This is a genomic window from Amycolatopsis sp. VS8301801F10, assembly GCF_046195355.1.
GTDB lineage: Bacteria > Actinomycetota > Actinomycetes > Mycobacteriales > Pseudonocardiaceae > Amycolatopsis.
In genome coordinates this window covers 4,147,685-4,160,196 of the sequence record NZ_CP176065.1, presented here as the reverse complement: position 1 = coordinate 4,160,196, position 12,512 = coordinate 4,147,685, and the positions used below count along the sequence as shown (strand labels likewise).

General features: G+C 69.8%; 15 protein-coding genes. 5 read left to right on the top strand and 10 right to left on the bottom strand.

Annotation, left to right across the window (positions count from 1 at the left end; translation table 11 throughout):
• Positions 1-3: 3 nt before the first annotated feature.
• Both F9C11_RS19610 and F9C11_RS19605 read right to left on the bottom strand, forming a co-directional pair.
• Positions 4-747, bottom strand: coding sequence for an SDR family NAD(P)-dependent oxidoreductase (locus F9C11_RS19610; RefSeq protein WP_409186317.1), 744 nt, complete (start codon positions 745-747; stop codon positions 4-6).
• Positions 744-1,166, bottom strand: a complete 423-nt coding sequence (locus F9C11_RS19605) for a VOC family protein (protein ID WP_409186316.1) — start codon at positions 1,164-1,166, stop codon at positions 744-746. Before F9C11_RS19605 ends, F9C11_RS19610 begins: the two co-directional genes overlap by 4 nt.
• Positions 1,167-1,238: 72 nt before the next feature.
• On the opposite strand from F9C11_RS19605, the gene F9C11_RS19600 reads away from it, so the two are divergent.
• Together F9C11_RS19600 and F9C11_RS19595 are read left to right on the top strand one after the other, a co-directional pair.
• Positions 1,239-1,916: a GntR family transcriptional regulator gene (locus F9C11_RS19600; protein ID WP_409186315.1), complete on the top strand. Its 678-nt coding sequence runs from the start codon at positions 1,239-1,241 to the stop codon at positions 1,914-1,916.
• 43 nt (positions 1,917-1,959) lie between these two features.
• Positions 1,960-2,307 (top strand): hypothetical protein, encoded by a 348-nt coding sequence (locus tag F9C11_RS19595; protein ID WP_409186314.1) that lies wholly within the window; start codon positions 1,960-1,962, stop codon positions 2,305-2,307.
• Between the two features lie 97 nt (positions 2,308-2,404).
• On the opposite strand, the gene F9C11_RS19590 is transcribed toward F9C11_RS19595, so the two are convergent.
• From F9C11_RS19590 to F9C11_RS19575, 4 genes are read right to left on the bottom strand one after another with little or no spacing between them, the layout of a single operon-like run.
• Positions 2,405-3,649, bottom strand: a complete 1,245-nt coding sequence (locus tag F9C11_RS19590) for an MFS transporter (protein ID WP_409186313.1) — start codon at positions 3,647-3,649, stop codon at positions 2,405-2,407.
• Positions 3,646-4,188, bottom strand: a complete 543-nt coding sequence (locus F9C11_RS19585; protein ID WP_409186312.1) for an ArsR/SmtB family transcription factor — start codon at positions 4,186-4,188, stop codon at positions 3,646-3,648. Before F9C11_RS19585 ends, F9C11_RS19590 begins: the two co-directional genes overlap by 4 nt.
• A 58-nt stretch (positions 4,189-4,246) precedes the next feature.
• Positions 4,247-4,378 carry a hypothetical protein gene (locus F9C11_RS19580; RefSeq protein WP_409186311.1) on the bottom strand — a complete coding sequence of 44 codons (132 nt, stop codon included), beginning with the start codon at positions 4,376-4,378 and terminating at the stop codon, positions 4,247-4,249.
• Positions 4,378-5,730 (bottom strand): OFA family MFS transporter, encoded by a 1,353-nt coding sequence (locus tag F9C11_RS19575; protein WP_409186310.1) that lies wholly within the window; start codon positions 5,728-5,730, stop codon positions 4,378-4,380. Before F9C11_RS19575 ends, F9C11_RS19580 begins: the two co-directional genes overlap by 1 nt.
• 149 nt (positions 5,731-5,879) lie before the next feature.
• Between F9C11_RS19575 and fdhD the strand changes: the two genes are divergently transcribed.
• Positions 5,880-6,704, top strand: a complete 825-nt coding sequence (gene fdhD / locus F9C11_RS19570) for a formate dehydrogenase accessory sulfurtransferase FdhD (protein ID WP_409186309.1) — start codon at positions 5,880-5,882, stop codon at positions 6,702-6,704.
• On the opposite strand, the gene F9C11_RS19565 is transcribed toward fdhD, so the two are convergent.
• A complete protein-coding gene (locus tag F9C11_RS19565) occupies positions 6,705-8,018 on the bottom strand; it encodes a carotenoid oxygenase family protein (protein ID WP_409186308.1) in 1,314 nt (437 codons plus the stop codon). It abuts the gene before it with no gap.
• A gap of 66 nt (positions 8,019-8,084) precedes the next feature.
• Here F9C11_RS19565 and F9C11_RS19560 point away from each other — a divergent pair, with 66 nt between their 5' ends.
• Entirely contained in the window at positions 8,085-8,735 is a 651-nt protein-coding gene (locus F9C11_RS19560; RefSeq protein WP_409186307.1) for a TetR/AcrR family transcriptional regulator, read from the top strand.
• A gap of 48 nt (positions 8,736-8,783) precedes the next feature.
• The gene (locus F9C11_RS19555; RefSeq protein ID WP_409186306.1) at positions 8,784-9,713 is read left to right on the top strand and encodes an alpha/beta hydrolase; all 930 of its coding nucleotides are present in this window, start codon (positions 8,784-8,786) and stop codon (positions 9,711-9,713) included.
• Between the two features lie 152 nt (positions 9,714-9,865).
• Here the strand turns inward: F9C11_RS19555 and F9C11_RS19550 are convergent, their stop codons facing one another.
• From F9C11_RS19550 to F9C11_RS19540, 3 genes are all read right to left on the bottom strand, one after another.
• Positions 9,866-10,261, bottom strand: coding sequence for a hypothetical protein (locus tag F9C11_RS19550; RefSeq protein ID WP_409186305.1), 396 nt, complete (start codon positions 10,259-10,261; stop codon positions 9,866-9,868).
• A gap of 71 nt (positions 10,262-10,332) precedes the next feature.
• A complete protein-coding gene (gene clpX / locus F9C11_RS19545) occupies positions 10,333-11,628 on the bottom strand; it encodes an ATP-dependent Clp protease ATP-binding subunit ClpX (RefSeq protein WP_409186304.1) in 1,296 nt (431 codons plus the stop codon).
• 222 nt (positions 11,629-11,850) lie between these two features.
• Entirely contained in the window at positions 11,851-12,504 is a 654-nt protein-coding gene (locus tag F9C11_RS19540; RefSeq protein WP_009081146.1) for an ATP-dependent Clp protease proteolytic subunit, read from the bottom strand.
• Between the last annotated feature and the right edge of the window lie 8 nt (positions 12,505-12,512).

Below are 12,512 nucleotides of genomic sequence, written 5' to 3'. Positions count from 1 at the left end.
AGGTCAGCGCAGGTGCGAGGCTCCGTTCAGGTCCAGGATCGACCCGGACGCCCAGTTCGACTCCGCCGACGCCAGGAACACCACCGCTTCGGCGATCTCCTCCGGTTCGGCGACCCGGCCGAACGGGCTCTGCCGCCGCACCTCGTCGGTGACCCGGTCGGCGACCCGCTCGGTCGCGGTGAAGCCCGGGGCCACCGAGGTGACCGAGATGCCGTGCGGGGCCAGCTGGACCGCCAGCGACTGGCCGAACGCGTGCAGCGCGGCCTTGCTCGCGCCGTACGGCAGGTATTCCGGCTCGCCGCGGAACGCCCCGCGCGACCCGACGTTCACGATCCGGCCGGGCGCGCCGCGGGCGATGAGGTGGCGCGCGACGTGGAACGACACGTTGGCCGCGCCGAGGAGGTTGACGTCGAGCGTGTGCCGCCACGCCTCCAGCCAGTCCGCATAGGACATGTCGGCGATCGGCGTGCGCGTGGCCGGAACCGTGCCGACCGCGGCGTTGTTGACCAGCACGTCGACCCCGCCGAGCTGCTCCTCGGCCACGTCGGCGATCCACTGCGCGGCGTCCGGGTTGCCGAGATCGCCGGACACGAGCACGTGCCCGGAACCGGGCAGCGCCTCGAGCGTTTCGCGCGCGGCCTCCCGGTTGGATCCGCAGTGGACGGCGATCCGGTCGCCCCGGGTGGCGAAGGCGACGGCGATGGCGCGGCCGATCCCGCGCGAGGCTCCGGTGACGAGGACGTTCATTTCGCGAACAACTGCGTCTCGTCGCGGAAAGCCTTGAACTCCAGCGCGTTCCCGGCCGGGTCGTGCAGGAACATCGTCCACTGCTCCCCTGGTTCTCCGGCGAACCGCTGGTACGGCTCGATCACGAATTCGGTGCCCGCCGCACGCAGCCGCCCGGCCAGCTCGTGGAAGCCGTCGACGTCGAGCACCAGCCCGAAATGCGGCACCGGCACGTCGTGCCCGTCGACCGGATTGCGGCCCGCTTCGGCGCGCGCGCCCGGGACCACGTGCGTGACGACCTGGTGGCCGTGGAAGTCCCAGTCGACCCACGCGTCCGCGGAGCGGCCCTCCGCCAGCCCGAGCACGCCGCCGTAGAACTCGCGGGCCTTGGGCAGGTCGTCGACCGGAATGGCCAGGTGGAAGGCGGGACGGACAGCCATGCGGTGCTCCTTCGGCACGAGGATCGGTCTCTTCACCTTGACTCGCGGATGTCCTAATGTCAACATTAGGACGTGGAAGTCACCCCCCTGAGGAAGGCGGCGCGCCGCGGGCTCGCCGACGAGGCCGCCGACCGGGTGCGCGAAGCGATCTTCGCCGGGCATTTCCGGCCCGGCGCGCCCCTGCGCGAGGTAGAACTGGCTGCTTCGCTGGACATCAGCCGCGGTTCCGTGCGCGAGGGCATCGCCCAGCTCGCCCGGGAAGGCCTGGTCCGCTGCGACTGGCACCGGCCGACCACGGTGGTCGACGTGACCGCCGAGGACGTCGACGAGGTCTACTCGGTCCGCGCCGCGCTGGACCGGCTCGCCGCGGTCACCGCGCGCGCCAACGCGGCCGAAGCGGACCTGAACGCCTTGGACGCGCTGGTCGCCGACCTGGAGAAGGCGGTCCGGATCAAAGCCCCCGGACCGCAGCTGCTGGCGCTGGACATCGCCTTCCACGACCGCGTGTACGCCGCCGCGGGCAACGGCCGCCTGACCGAAGCGTGGCACGGGGTGCGCTCGCAGGTGTTTCTCTTTCAGCTGCAACGGGTTTCGCTCGGCCACGAGCACTACCGGGCCCGGGTGGTCGACGAACACCGCGAACTGGCGGAACTGATCCGCGGCGGCGACCGGGAACGGCTCGCCCGGGTGGCCGAACAGCACGTGGAGTCCGCCCGGGAAAGCCTGCTCGACCGCCTCCGAACCGAGTAGTTTCCCGCATCCGCCGAAGACCGCGGCCTGGCAGGATCAGGCCGTGCCCCTCGAAACCGGCCAGCCGAGCCGAGCCCGCGTCGCGCTCACCGGCGTCCTGCACGGGGTCAGCGCGCTGGCCGTGTGCGCCCTCGTGCTGTGCGGAATCTCAGCCGTGCTGCTGGCCGCCGGACAAGTCCTGAGCGCCCCGGGCCTGGTCGGCCTGATCGTGCTCGCCAGTTACCTGCACGTCGGGCTCTACCTGGTCCCGATCGCCGCCGGGATCGGGGCGCTCGCCGCTTCGCTCGGCTCCCCGGAGCGAGCGAAGCGGCGAGTGTGGATCACGCTCTCAGTGCTTTCCGTGCTGTTCCCGGCCGTCGTGTTCGCCACAGCGACTATGCAACTGGCGTAACCTCTTTCGCTCCGGCGAGGGCAGCTTCGCAGCCGAGATCGGCACCCGGCGCACGGTCTCCGTGCTTACCGTGCCGTCCCGATCGTCCTCGCGACGGCTATCCGATCGGCGCAGCCTCCTTCGCCCGCGCGAGAGCCGCTTCGATCTTCTTGTTGCTCGTCATGCTCATCGTCACCAGAGTCATCGACACGAGCACCACCGAAGCCGCCACGTACGGCACTCGCACTCCGGCCGTCGCGGCGAGCCAGCCGCCCAGTACCGCGCCCGCCGGTGCGGCCGAGGCCGAGACCAGGCGGGATGCCGCGGCTACCCGGCCCATCAGCCGCGCCGGGACGATGACCTGGCGCAGCGACGCGCCGAGCACCATGGTCGTCGCCATCGCGCAGCCGCACAGCGCGAACATCGCCCCGGCGAGCCACGGGTTCCCGGCGAGTCCGAAGGCCAGCACCGCACCGCCCTCGACGACCGCGGTGACGGTGAGCGCGGTGCCGGTTCCCAGCCAGTTTTCCAGGGGTCCGGCGAGCACCATCGCGCCGATCAGTCCCCCGGCGGCTTCGGCGGCGAGCAGGAAACCGTATCCGGCGGAATCCAGTCCCAGCGCGTCCTTCGCGAACACCACCAGCACCGCCGCGAACGCGCCGAACGCCAGGTTCCCGACCGCGGGCCGCAGCGCGAGGCCGAGCAGCAGCCGATCCTTGACCGCGTAAGCGAAACCCTCCTTCGAGTCCGCCCACACCGACCGGCCCGGCGCGCGCTCCGGCACCGGCGCCGGCGGCAGCGTCCGGATCAGCACCGCGCTGGCCAGGTAGGTCAGCGCGTTCACCCCGAACGGCAGCGTTCTTCCCACGGTGAAAAGGAAACTCCCGGCAGGCGGTCCGGCGAACTGCCCGGCGGCGGTGGACGCGCCGCGCAGGTAGCCGTTGGCCCGGCGGAGCAGGGTCTGGTCCCGCGCGAGCAGATCCGGCAGGTACGCCTGTGCTGCGGTGTCGAAGAACAACGTGCCGGTGCCGAGCAGGAACGCCACCCCGAGCAGCACCGGGATGCTGAGCCAGCCGAACGCGCCCGCGGCCACCGTCAGCGCCAGCAGCACCGCCCGCACCACGTCCGCGATCCACATCGTGCGCCGCCGGTCCCAGCGGTCGACCAGCGCGCCGGCGAACAGCCCGGCCACCGGATACGGCGCGAGCACCGCCACCGTCACCAGGCTGACCACCAGCGGATCGCTGTCCAGCAGCACCGCGAGCAACGGCAAAGCCGCGGAATACGCGCCGTCGCCGAGGGAACTGACCGTCGCGGCTGTCCACAAGCGACTGAACGCGGGAGGCATCTTCGGCTTGGTCATCTGGCCGCCCCCGGCCCCGGACGGAAGAACGCGACCGCGACGGTGGCGGCTTCCTCGTCGGCGTCGCGCGCGTCCCGCATCTCGTCGAGCAGCCCGGCCAGCCGGCGCTCGAACTCCTCGAACTTCTCCTCGCTGATCCGCGTGTGCTGCATCCGGACGTACCGGCGCGAGCCCTCGGGCGCGGTCGAAAGGTCGTCGAGCGCGTGCTGCAGCAGCACGTCCCGCTGCCCCGTGGCCGGTTCGGGCAGTTCGATGCTCTTCCCGACGTGCGCGTAGTAGCGCTCCAGCACGCCGCGCACCTTCCGCGTGCGCACCACGTGCACGATCCCGGCCCGCTCCAGCACCCGCATGTGGTAGCTGGAACTGCCTTTCGCGATCCCCAGCTGCTCGGCGACCTGCGTGATCGTCGCGGGCCCGTCGCGCAGCACCGCGAGCACTCGGTGCCGCACGACGTTGCTCACGGCGCGCAGCTGGTCGGTCGTCTCTACCTGGACAGTGTCTTGCGGCGGGACGTAGCCCGCTTGATCGTCCCCAGTCACGGGGACAATGGTCAACGACTCTTGACCATTTGTCCAGTGCTTATTTTCCCGGCGGTGCTCAGCCGCCGAACAGCCCGACCACCTTCCGGATCAGCTCGACCACGCCGTAGCCGAACGGCGCGAGCACCCACAGCCACACGAACACCAGAAGAAGGGTCCGGCGCCCGGAACGGCCCTCGGCACTCGTCATCACGCCTCACTCCCCACCGCGGCCTCGCCGGCCGGTTCGTGGAACTTCTCCTTCACCGGGCGCACGCATTCGTTCGCGACGAACCCGACCACCAGCAGGCCGATCATGATCCAGAAGGACAGCTGGTAGAGGTCCGGCCCGGTCTTGCCGGCGGCCTTCTGGCTGTCCGCGATCCCGTCCACGATCAGCGGCCCGAGCACGCCCGCCGCGGACCACGCGGTGAGCAGCCTGCCATGGATCGCGCCGACCTGATAGGTGCCGAACAGGTCCTTGAGATACGCCGGAAGCGTGGAGAATCCGCCGCCGTAGAAGGACAGGATCAGCATCGCGCACAGCACGAACACCAGCTTCGAAGCGTTCGTGGTCAACGCGATCACCAGGTACAGCAGCGCGCCGACGCCGAGGTAGAAGCGGTAGATGTTCTTGCGCCCCACCAGATCCGAGGCGGACGACCAGACGAACCGGCCCAGCATGTTGGTCAGCGAGAGCAGCGCGACGAACCCGGCGGCGGACGCGGCGCCGACCGGCGCGGAGGTGCCCTTGAAGAAGTCGGTGATCATCGGCGCGGCCTTCTCCAGGATGCCGATGCCCGCGGTCACGTTGAGGCACAAGACAATCCAGAGACACCAGAACTGCGGCGTCTTGAGCGCGTTCGCCGCCGAGACGTTCGCCGTGGAGATCATCGGCTTGGCCGCCGCCTGCTTCACCGCGCCCGCCGGACGCCAGTCGTCGGCCGGGACCCGGACGAGCAGCACCCCCATCGTCATGAACACCGCGTACACGATCCCGTGGACCAGGAACGCCGTCGCGATGTCGCCGGCCGCGGGCGACGAGCCAAGCATCGCCGACGACCACGGCGACGCGATCAGCGCGCCGCCGCCGAAGCCCATGATCGCGATCCCGGTGGCCATGCCCGGCCGGTCCGGGAACCATTTGATCAGCGTCGAGACCGGCGAGATGTAGCCGATGCCGAGCCCGATCCCGCCGACGCCGCCGTAGCCGAGCACGACGAGCCAGAACTGCCCGGTCGCGACGCCGAGCGCGGCGAGCAGGAACCCGGCGGAGAAACACCCGGTGGCGACCGCCATCGCCCAGCGCGGGCCGTTGCGCTCCACCAGGGTGCCGCCGAACGCGGCGGACAGCCCCAGCATCACGATGCCGAGCTGGAACGGCAGCCCGGATTGCGTGCCGGACAGTCCCAGGGTCTTCTCCAGCGGCGTCTTGAAGACGCTCCACGCGTAGGCTTGGCCGATCGACAGGTGGATGGACAGCGCGGCGGGCGGCACGAGCCAGCGGGTCCAGCCGGGCGGTGCGACGATGCGGGAACGGGCAAGGAAGCCGGGGACAGCCATCGGCGGTCTCCTCCCAACAGTGACGAGGTGCTGGGAATGGTTTACCAGATCCTGTGCGTTGCGCCGGATGACTGTCGAATGACCTGAGAATGTCTTGCTGGCGACGGCAAAAGACAGCGCCGAAAACGACAAAAGGAGCGGAGCGGGCGATGGGCAGAGTGACGGTGCGGCGGCCGGTACGGCGGATCTCCGCGGCCGGCGAACGGCGCCGGCCGGACTCGCTGGCCGCCGAGGAGCCGCTGGAGCTGCGGGTCGGCGGCAAGGCGCTGGCAGTGACAATGCGCACGCCCGGCCACGACGTCGAACTCGCGCACGGCTTCCTGCTTTCGGAAGGCGTGCTGGGGTCGCGGGAGGACGTCGCCGTGGCGCGTTACTGCGACGGCGTCGACGACCAGGGCCGCAATACCTACAACGTGCTCGACATCGCACTCGCCGAGGGCGTCGCCCCGCCGGACACCGGCGTCGAGCGGAATTTCTACACCACCTCGTCGTGCGGTGTCTGCGGCAAGGCCGCGCTCGACGCGGTGAAGCTGCGCAGCCGGTTCTCCCCCGCCGCGTCCGAGTTCACGGTGAAGACCGACGTCCTCTCGCAACTGCCGGACCGGTTGCGGGAACAGCAAAAAGTGTTCTCCTCCACCGGTGGCCTGCACGCCGCCGGACTGTTCACTTCGGACGGTCAGCTCGTCGTCGTGCGCGAGGACGTCGGACGGCACAACGCGGTGGACAAGGTGCTCGGCTGGGCCCTGCAGGCGGGCCGGATCCCCGCGCCCGACCTGGGCCTGCTGGTCTCCGGCCGCGCCTCGTTCGAACTCGTGCAGAAGGCCGCGATGGCCGGCATCGGCCTGCTCGCCGCGGTGTCCGCGCCGTCGTCGCTCGCGGTCGAACTGGCCGAGGAGAACGGCATGACGCTGATCGGATTCCTGCGCGGCGACAGCATGAACCTCTACACCGGGGACCGGCGCCTGCTCACCTGATCACGCCCCGGCGGGCACCCAGTTGCCGTGGAAACCGTGCGGGACCCGGTCCGGCAAGTGCACCGCGGCGACGGTTTCGAGCGTGCCCGCGTCGAGCAAGACAAGATCGCTGCGCGCCTCGGCCGCGTCGTAGACATAGCCCATCAGCACGCCTTCGTCCTCGGCGGCGTCCGGGCTGGACGGGACGAACACGAACTCGCCCGGCTCGCGCCCGGGACCGAACCGGTGCGCGTCGACCGAACCCTTGCGCAGGTCGTGTTTGTACACCGCGCCGACACTGCGCGACCGGTCGTCGAGCGCTGTCGCGTAGCCGTACCGGTGCGGCAGACCGACCAAGCGCTCGTCCACGCGCGGGAATTCCTGGCCGTGTTCGTCGATCCGTTCCTCGCTGACCTTTCCGAGCGCGAGGTCGACGGTCCACCGGTCGAGCGTCGGCTCGCCCTCGGCCGGGCCGTGCAGCGCGCGGTCGAACATCTTCGGGTGCCGGACCACGTCGAGCACGATCCGGTCGCCCTCGTCGTAGGCGTTGAGCGGGTGGAAGACGTAGCACTGGCCGACCTCGAACCAGCGGACGTCACTGTTGTCCCCTTCGCGCGGCATCACGCCGACGCGCGCCGGGTAGTCCGGATTCCACCGGTACGGCAAGGAACTCACGCCGCGGCCGGTGCGCGCGGTCAACGGATCGGGCACGTCCACCGGAACCGGGGCCTGGTCGGGCTCGAAGGTGACCGGCAGGTCGTAGAACACGACATAGCGTTCGGTGAGCGAGAAATCGTGCATCATCGGCGCCCCGGTGACCTCGACGTCGACCGTGCGCCGCGCCCGGCCGTCGGTGCCGACCACCGAATACCGCACCCGATTGCCGAGACCGAACTGGTACGAGACGGCGTGCAGTTCGCCGGTCCGCGGGTCGCGCTTCGGGTGTGCGGTGTAGCCGGAGAGGGTGCCGTCGAAGTCCCAGACGCCCAGGGTGTCCAGCTCCTCGCTGAGTTCCCACTGCGGCAGCCCGCCCTCGACCAGCGCGATCGTGCGCCCGGCGTGCCCGATGACGTTGGTGTTGGCCCCGCCTTCGTCGGTGCCGACCCGGCGGCTGCGGTACCACTCGGCCCGGCCGTCGCGCAGCCGTACGCCGTGCACCATGCCGCGGCCGAGGAACCAGTGGTGTGCCTCCGGGTCCGGATCGGACGGGTTCGGCCCGTTCCGCAGATAGCGGCCGTCGAGGTAGTCCGGCAGCGTGCCGGTCACCGGCAGCCGGGTGCTCGTGCACTCGCGTTCGACCGGCGCGAAGTTGCCTTCGAGGAAGAGATTGCCCATGACCCGCTCCCGTCCATAACGTGGTTATGCCCATCGGTATAACAGGGTTATGGGATACTGGCAAGCATGAGCGAGCGGACCCGGGGAGCACACGCGCGGACGGAACTGGTCGAGGCGGCGATCCGGCTGCTGGCCGACGGCGGCGCGGAAGCACTGCAGGCCCGCAAGCTGGCTGCCGAGATCGGCGCCTCCACGATGGCCGTGTACACGCACTTCGGCGGAATGGCCGCGCTCATGGATGCCGTTGCGCGGGAAGGGTTTCGGCGGCTGATCGCGAACATGGCTACGGTCGAGCAGACTGACGACCCAGTCGCCGACCTGTACCAGCTGGCGCTGGCCTACCGGCGCACCGCGGTCGAGCATCCGGAGCTGTTCACGCTCATGTTCCGCGAGGCGGGCGCGCAAGGACACCCAGTGAGCGACCTGATGAAGGACAACCAGGACGGCGAGGCCGCGACGTCGTTCCGGGGCGTGGTCGCCGCCGTCGGGCGCACCATCGAGGCCGGACGGCTCCGGGGCGAGCCGCTCGCCGTCGCCGCACAGGTGTGGAGCGCGGTGCACGGCTACGTCACGCTCGAACTGCTGGGCCACTTCGGCCGGGGCGACCGCGGGGTGACCGAGGTGCTCGCGCCACTCTGCGTGACGCTGATCGTCGGGCTCGGAGACCGGCCTGCCGCCGCCCGGGCGTCCGTGGGACTGATCACAACGACGGAGTGAAGATCTTCCGAAGGCAACGTTTCGCCCGTTCCTTACGTCTTACGCTATATGGGTGAGGGGGAACGGGTGACCGAGGAGACTGAGGGCCGAAGGCGGGTGAGCCGCCGGTCTTTGCTGATCGCGGGTGCTTCGGGCCTCGGCATCGCCGGGCTCGCGGTGGGGAGCGCGACCGGTGTGGTGCCGTTCAACCAGGCGATGCAGCGGGCTCTCGGCGTCACGTCCTCGACGCCGGTCACCCAGCTGGGCAGCATGCGGGTGGAGCGGGTGTACTCGCACGCCCGCGGCCGGGAAGTGGACCTCGTTTTCCTGCTGCCGAGCAAGAAGCCCCCGGCGGGCCTGCCGATGTCGCTGATGCTGCACGGCCTGCACGGTTCGGCGCGTTCGGCGGCCCCGAGCGGTCTGCTGAAGCAGCTGGGCAGCGACGTCGCGCGCAAGGCCGTGCCCGCGTACGGCTTCGTCGCGGTCGACGGCGGCGACAACTACTGGCACCAGGTCCGCCCCGGCGACGACCCGATGGCGATGCTCCTGGAGGAAATCCCGCAGTGGCTGCGCGCCCGCGGTTTCGGCGGCACGGACGGCGTGCCGTTCGCCTGCGCCGGAGTCTCGATGGGCGGCTTCGGCGCGCTGCTGTACGCCCGCCGCCGAGCCGAACGCCGCCAGCCGCCCGCCGCGGTCGCCGCGATCGCGCCGGCGCTGATCACGTCGTGGCCGGAAATGGCGAAACGCCGCATTTTCACCGGCATGGCGGATTGGACGTCGCTGGATCCGCTGCGCCACCAGTCCGCTTTGCAGGGCATTCCGACGGCGGTTTACTGCGGCACCGAGGACCCGTTCATCACCGGGGTGCGGCGGTATATCGCGGAAACGCGGCCGGCCATCGGGTACACGGCGCACGGGAAGCACAGCGACACGTTTTTCCGGACCACGGTGCCCAGCATGGTGGGGTTCTTGGGGAAGCACTTGCGGCAGAAGGTGTGAGCCTGCCGGTCTCGTGAGCGTGGCTCACGGGCCAAACCGGAATGCCGGAATGCCACGCCCAGTGGTCGTGCGCCAGAAGCCAGCGGCAGCCCCGCATTCGCCTGAGATCAATACGCCGCCGCGCGGAATCAAAAGGCAAGGGCGTCAGAGCATTACGAGACCCAGCGGGCCATAACCGACATCACCCAGAACCCCACCATCGCCGCCAGCGCCATCAGCAGCGACCAGCGCAATTGCTGCGCCCGGGTCTCCGCCGAGCGCAGGCGGCGCAGGAACAGCCACGACACCACGAACTCCGGGATCGGCAGCAGCGGCAGCGCTGAGAGCCGGGTGCCGACCGCGACCAGGCACACCAGCGTGCACAGCGCGAGCATGATCTCGGACGCGCGGAGCAGCCACGGGAAGCGCGCCAGCACGGACGCGGCGACCCGCTCGCTCAGCTCCACGAGGCCGACCGGAGCGGCGGGAGGCTCGGTTTCGACGGGTACCGCTTCGCCGGGGCCGGCAGTGTCGTCCCCCCGGGGTGCGGTCAGCGGCACGGTTGTCATCCTGTCCATTATCGCGCCTGCCGCCGACACCCGGGCAGCCGACTCCTGCTAACGCCCGGCGGGCCGCCGGGTCAGGCCGACTTCTCGCCGCGCTCGCTGCGGGTGCGGCGCGACGGCTGGCGAGCCACGATCGTGGGGTTGACGTTCTCCCGCACGGTCTGCTCGGTGATCACGACCTTCGCCACGTCCTCGCGGCTCGGGATGTCGTACATGACCGGCTGGAGGACTTCCTCCATGATCGCGCGCAGGCCGCGGGCGCCGGTGCCGCGGAGCACGGCCTGGTCGGCGATGGCCTCGAGCGCGGTCTTGGTGAACTCCAGCTCGACGTTGTCCATCTCGAAGAGCTTCTTGTACTGCTTCACCAGCGCGTTGCGCGGCTGCGTCAGGATCGAGACGAGCGATTCCTTGTCCAGGTGGTTCACCGTCGCCACGACCGGGAGCCGGCCGATGAACTCCGGGATCAGCCCGAACTTGATCAGGTCCTCCGGCATGGTCTCGGAGAACACGTCGCTGCCCTCGATCTCGGCCTTGGTGCGGATCTCCGCGCCGAACCCGAGGCCGCGCTTGCCGACCCGCTCGTTGATGATCTTTTCCAGCCCGGCGAACGCGCCCGCGACGATGAACAGCACGTTCGTGGTGTCGATCTGGATGAACTCCTGGTGCGGGTGCTTGCGCCCGCCCTGGGGCGGCACCGACGCGGTGGTGCCCTCGAGGATCTTCAGCAGCGCCTGCTGCACGCCCTCGCCGGACACGTCGCGGGTGATCGACGGGTTCTCGCTCTTGCGGGCGATCTTGTCGACCTCGTCGATGTAGATGATGCCGGTCTCGGCGCGCTTGACGTCGTAGTCGGCCGCCTGGATCAGCTTCAGCAGGATGTTCTCGACGTCCTCGCCGACGTAGCCGGCTTCGGTGAGCGCGGTGGCGTCGGCGATCGCGAACGGGACGTTCAGCAGCTTCGCCAGCGTCTGCGCGAGATAGGTCTTGCCGCAGCCGGTGGGGCCGAGCATCAGGATGTTGGACTTGGCCAGCTCGACCGGCTCGTCCTTGGAGTCCTTCGGCCCGGACTTGTCGTCGGCCTGGATCCGCTTGTAGTGGTTGTACACCGCGACCGCGAGCGTCTTCTTCGCCTCGTCCTGGCCGATGATGTACTGCTCGAGGAACTCGTGGATGTCGGCGGGCTTCGGCAGCTCGTCGAGCTTCACGTCGCCGGCTTCGGCCAGCTCCTCTTCGATGATCTCGTTGCAGAGGTCGATGCACTCATCGCAGATGTAGACCCCGGGCCCGGCAATGAGCTTCTTCACCTGCTTCTGGCTCTTGCCGCAGAAAGAACACTTCAGCAGGTCGCCGCCGTCACCGATCCGTGCCATGGCCGTTGACCTCGTCCCCTCCGGTGCGCGGGGCGCACCTGCACAACTGGATGGCGGCCCCGGGACTGCCAGCCGTTCCCGGAACCCGCACGCATTGCCATCGACGGTACCCGTCCGAAGGCGCGGTCGGGAACACCCGACCCCTTCGGGCACGTCGACGACCGACAGTAGACCAGCGGACCGGTGCGCGTCGCGGATTCGCCGCGCACCGGCCCGTCGCGGTCAGTTCGCCGAGGCCTTCCGGTACGGGAGCACCTCGTCGATCAGGCCGTAGGCCTTGGCCTCCTCGGCGGTGAGGATCTTGTCCCGCTCGATGTCGGCCTTGATCTCGTCCGGCTCCTTGTTCGTGTGCTTCGCCAGGATGACCTCCATCTGGCGGCGCACGCGCTGGATCTCGTTGGCCTGGATCTCCAGGTCCGAGACCTGCCCGTAGGTGCCCTCGGTGGCCGGCTGGTGGATCAGCACGCGCGCGTTCGGCAGCGCCATGCGCTTGCCCGGCGTGCCCGCCGCCAGCAGCACCGCGGCGGCCGAGGCCGCCTGGCCGAGGCACACGGTCGAGATGTCCGGGCGGATGTACTGCATGGTGTCGTAGATCGCCATCAGCGACGTGAACGACCCGCCCGGGGAGTTGATGTAGATGCTGATGTCGCGGTCCGGGTCCTCGTGCTCGAGGTGCAGCAGCTGGGCCATCACGTCGTTGGCCGACGCGTCGTCCACCTGCACGCCGAGGAAGATCGTCCGCTCCTCGTACAGCTTGTTGTACGGGTTGGACTCCTTCACGCCGTAGCTGGTGCGCTCGACGTAGGACGGGAGGATGTACCGCGACTGGGGAGTCTGCGGGGCCCGGAAGTCACCCGGGAGCCGGAAGTTGCTCATGACGCTCT

Excerpts from the sequence above, each read along its gene's own strand:
- F9C11_RS19580 (WP_409186311.1), bottom strand. The coding sequence starts at position 4,378 with ATGACGAGTGCCGAGGGCCGTTCCGGGCGCCGGACCCTTCTTCTGGTG.
- clpX (WP_409186304.1), bottom strand. The coding sequence starts at position 11,628 with ATGGCACGGATCGGTGACGGCGGCGACCTGCTGAAGTGTTCTTTCTGC.
- F9C11_RS19565 (WP_409186308.1), bottom strand. The coding sequence starts at position 8,018 with ATGGGCAATCTCTTCCTCGAAGGCAACTTCGCGCCGGTCGAACGCGAG.
- F9C11_RS19605 (WP_409186316.1), bottom strand. The coding sequence starts at position 1,166 with ATGGCTGTCCGTCCCGCCTTCCACCTGGCCATTCCGGTCGACGACCTG.
- F9C11_RS19610 (WP_409186317.1), bottom strand. The coding sequence starts at position 747 with ATGAACGTCCTCGTCACCGGAGCCTCGCGCGGGATCGGCCGCGCCATC.
- F9C11_RS19590 (WP_409186313.1), bottom strand. The coding sequence starts at position 3,649 with ATGACCAAGCCGAAGATGCCTCCCGCGTTCAGTCGCTTGTGGACAGCC.
- F9C11_RS19555 (WP_409186306.1), top strand. The coding sequence starts at position 8,784 with ATGGGTGAGGGGGAACGGGTGACCGAGGAGACTGAGGGCCGAAGGCGG.
- F9C11_RS19540 (WP_009081146.1), bottom strand. The coding sequence starts at position 12,504 with ATGAGCAACTTCCGGCTCCCGGGTGACTTCCGGGCCCCGCAGACTCCC.
- F9C11_RS19550 (WP_409186305.1), bottom strand. The coding sequence starts at position 10,261 with ATGACAACCGTGCCGCTGACCGCACCCCGGGGGGACGACACTGCCGGC.
- F9C11_RS19560 (WP_409186307.1), top strand. The coding sequence starts at position 8,085 with ATGAGCGAGCGGACCCGGGGAGCACACGCGCGGACGGAACTGGTCGAG.
- fdhD (WP_409186309.1), top strand. The coding sequence starts at position 5,880 with ATGGGCAGAGTGACGGTGCGGCGGCCGGTACGGCGGATCTCCGCGGCC.
- F9C11_RS19575 (WP_409186310.1), bottom strand. The coding sequence starts at position 5,730 with ATGGCTGTCCCCGGCTTCCTTGCCCGTTCCCGCATCGTCGCACCGCCC.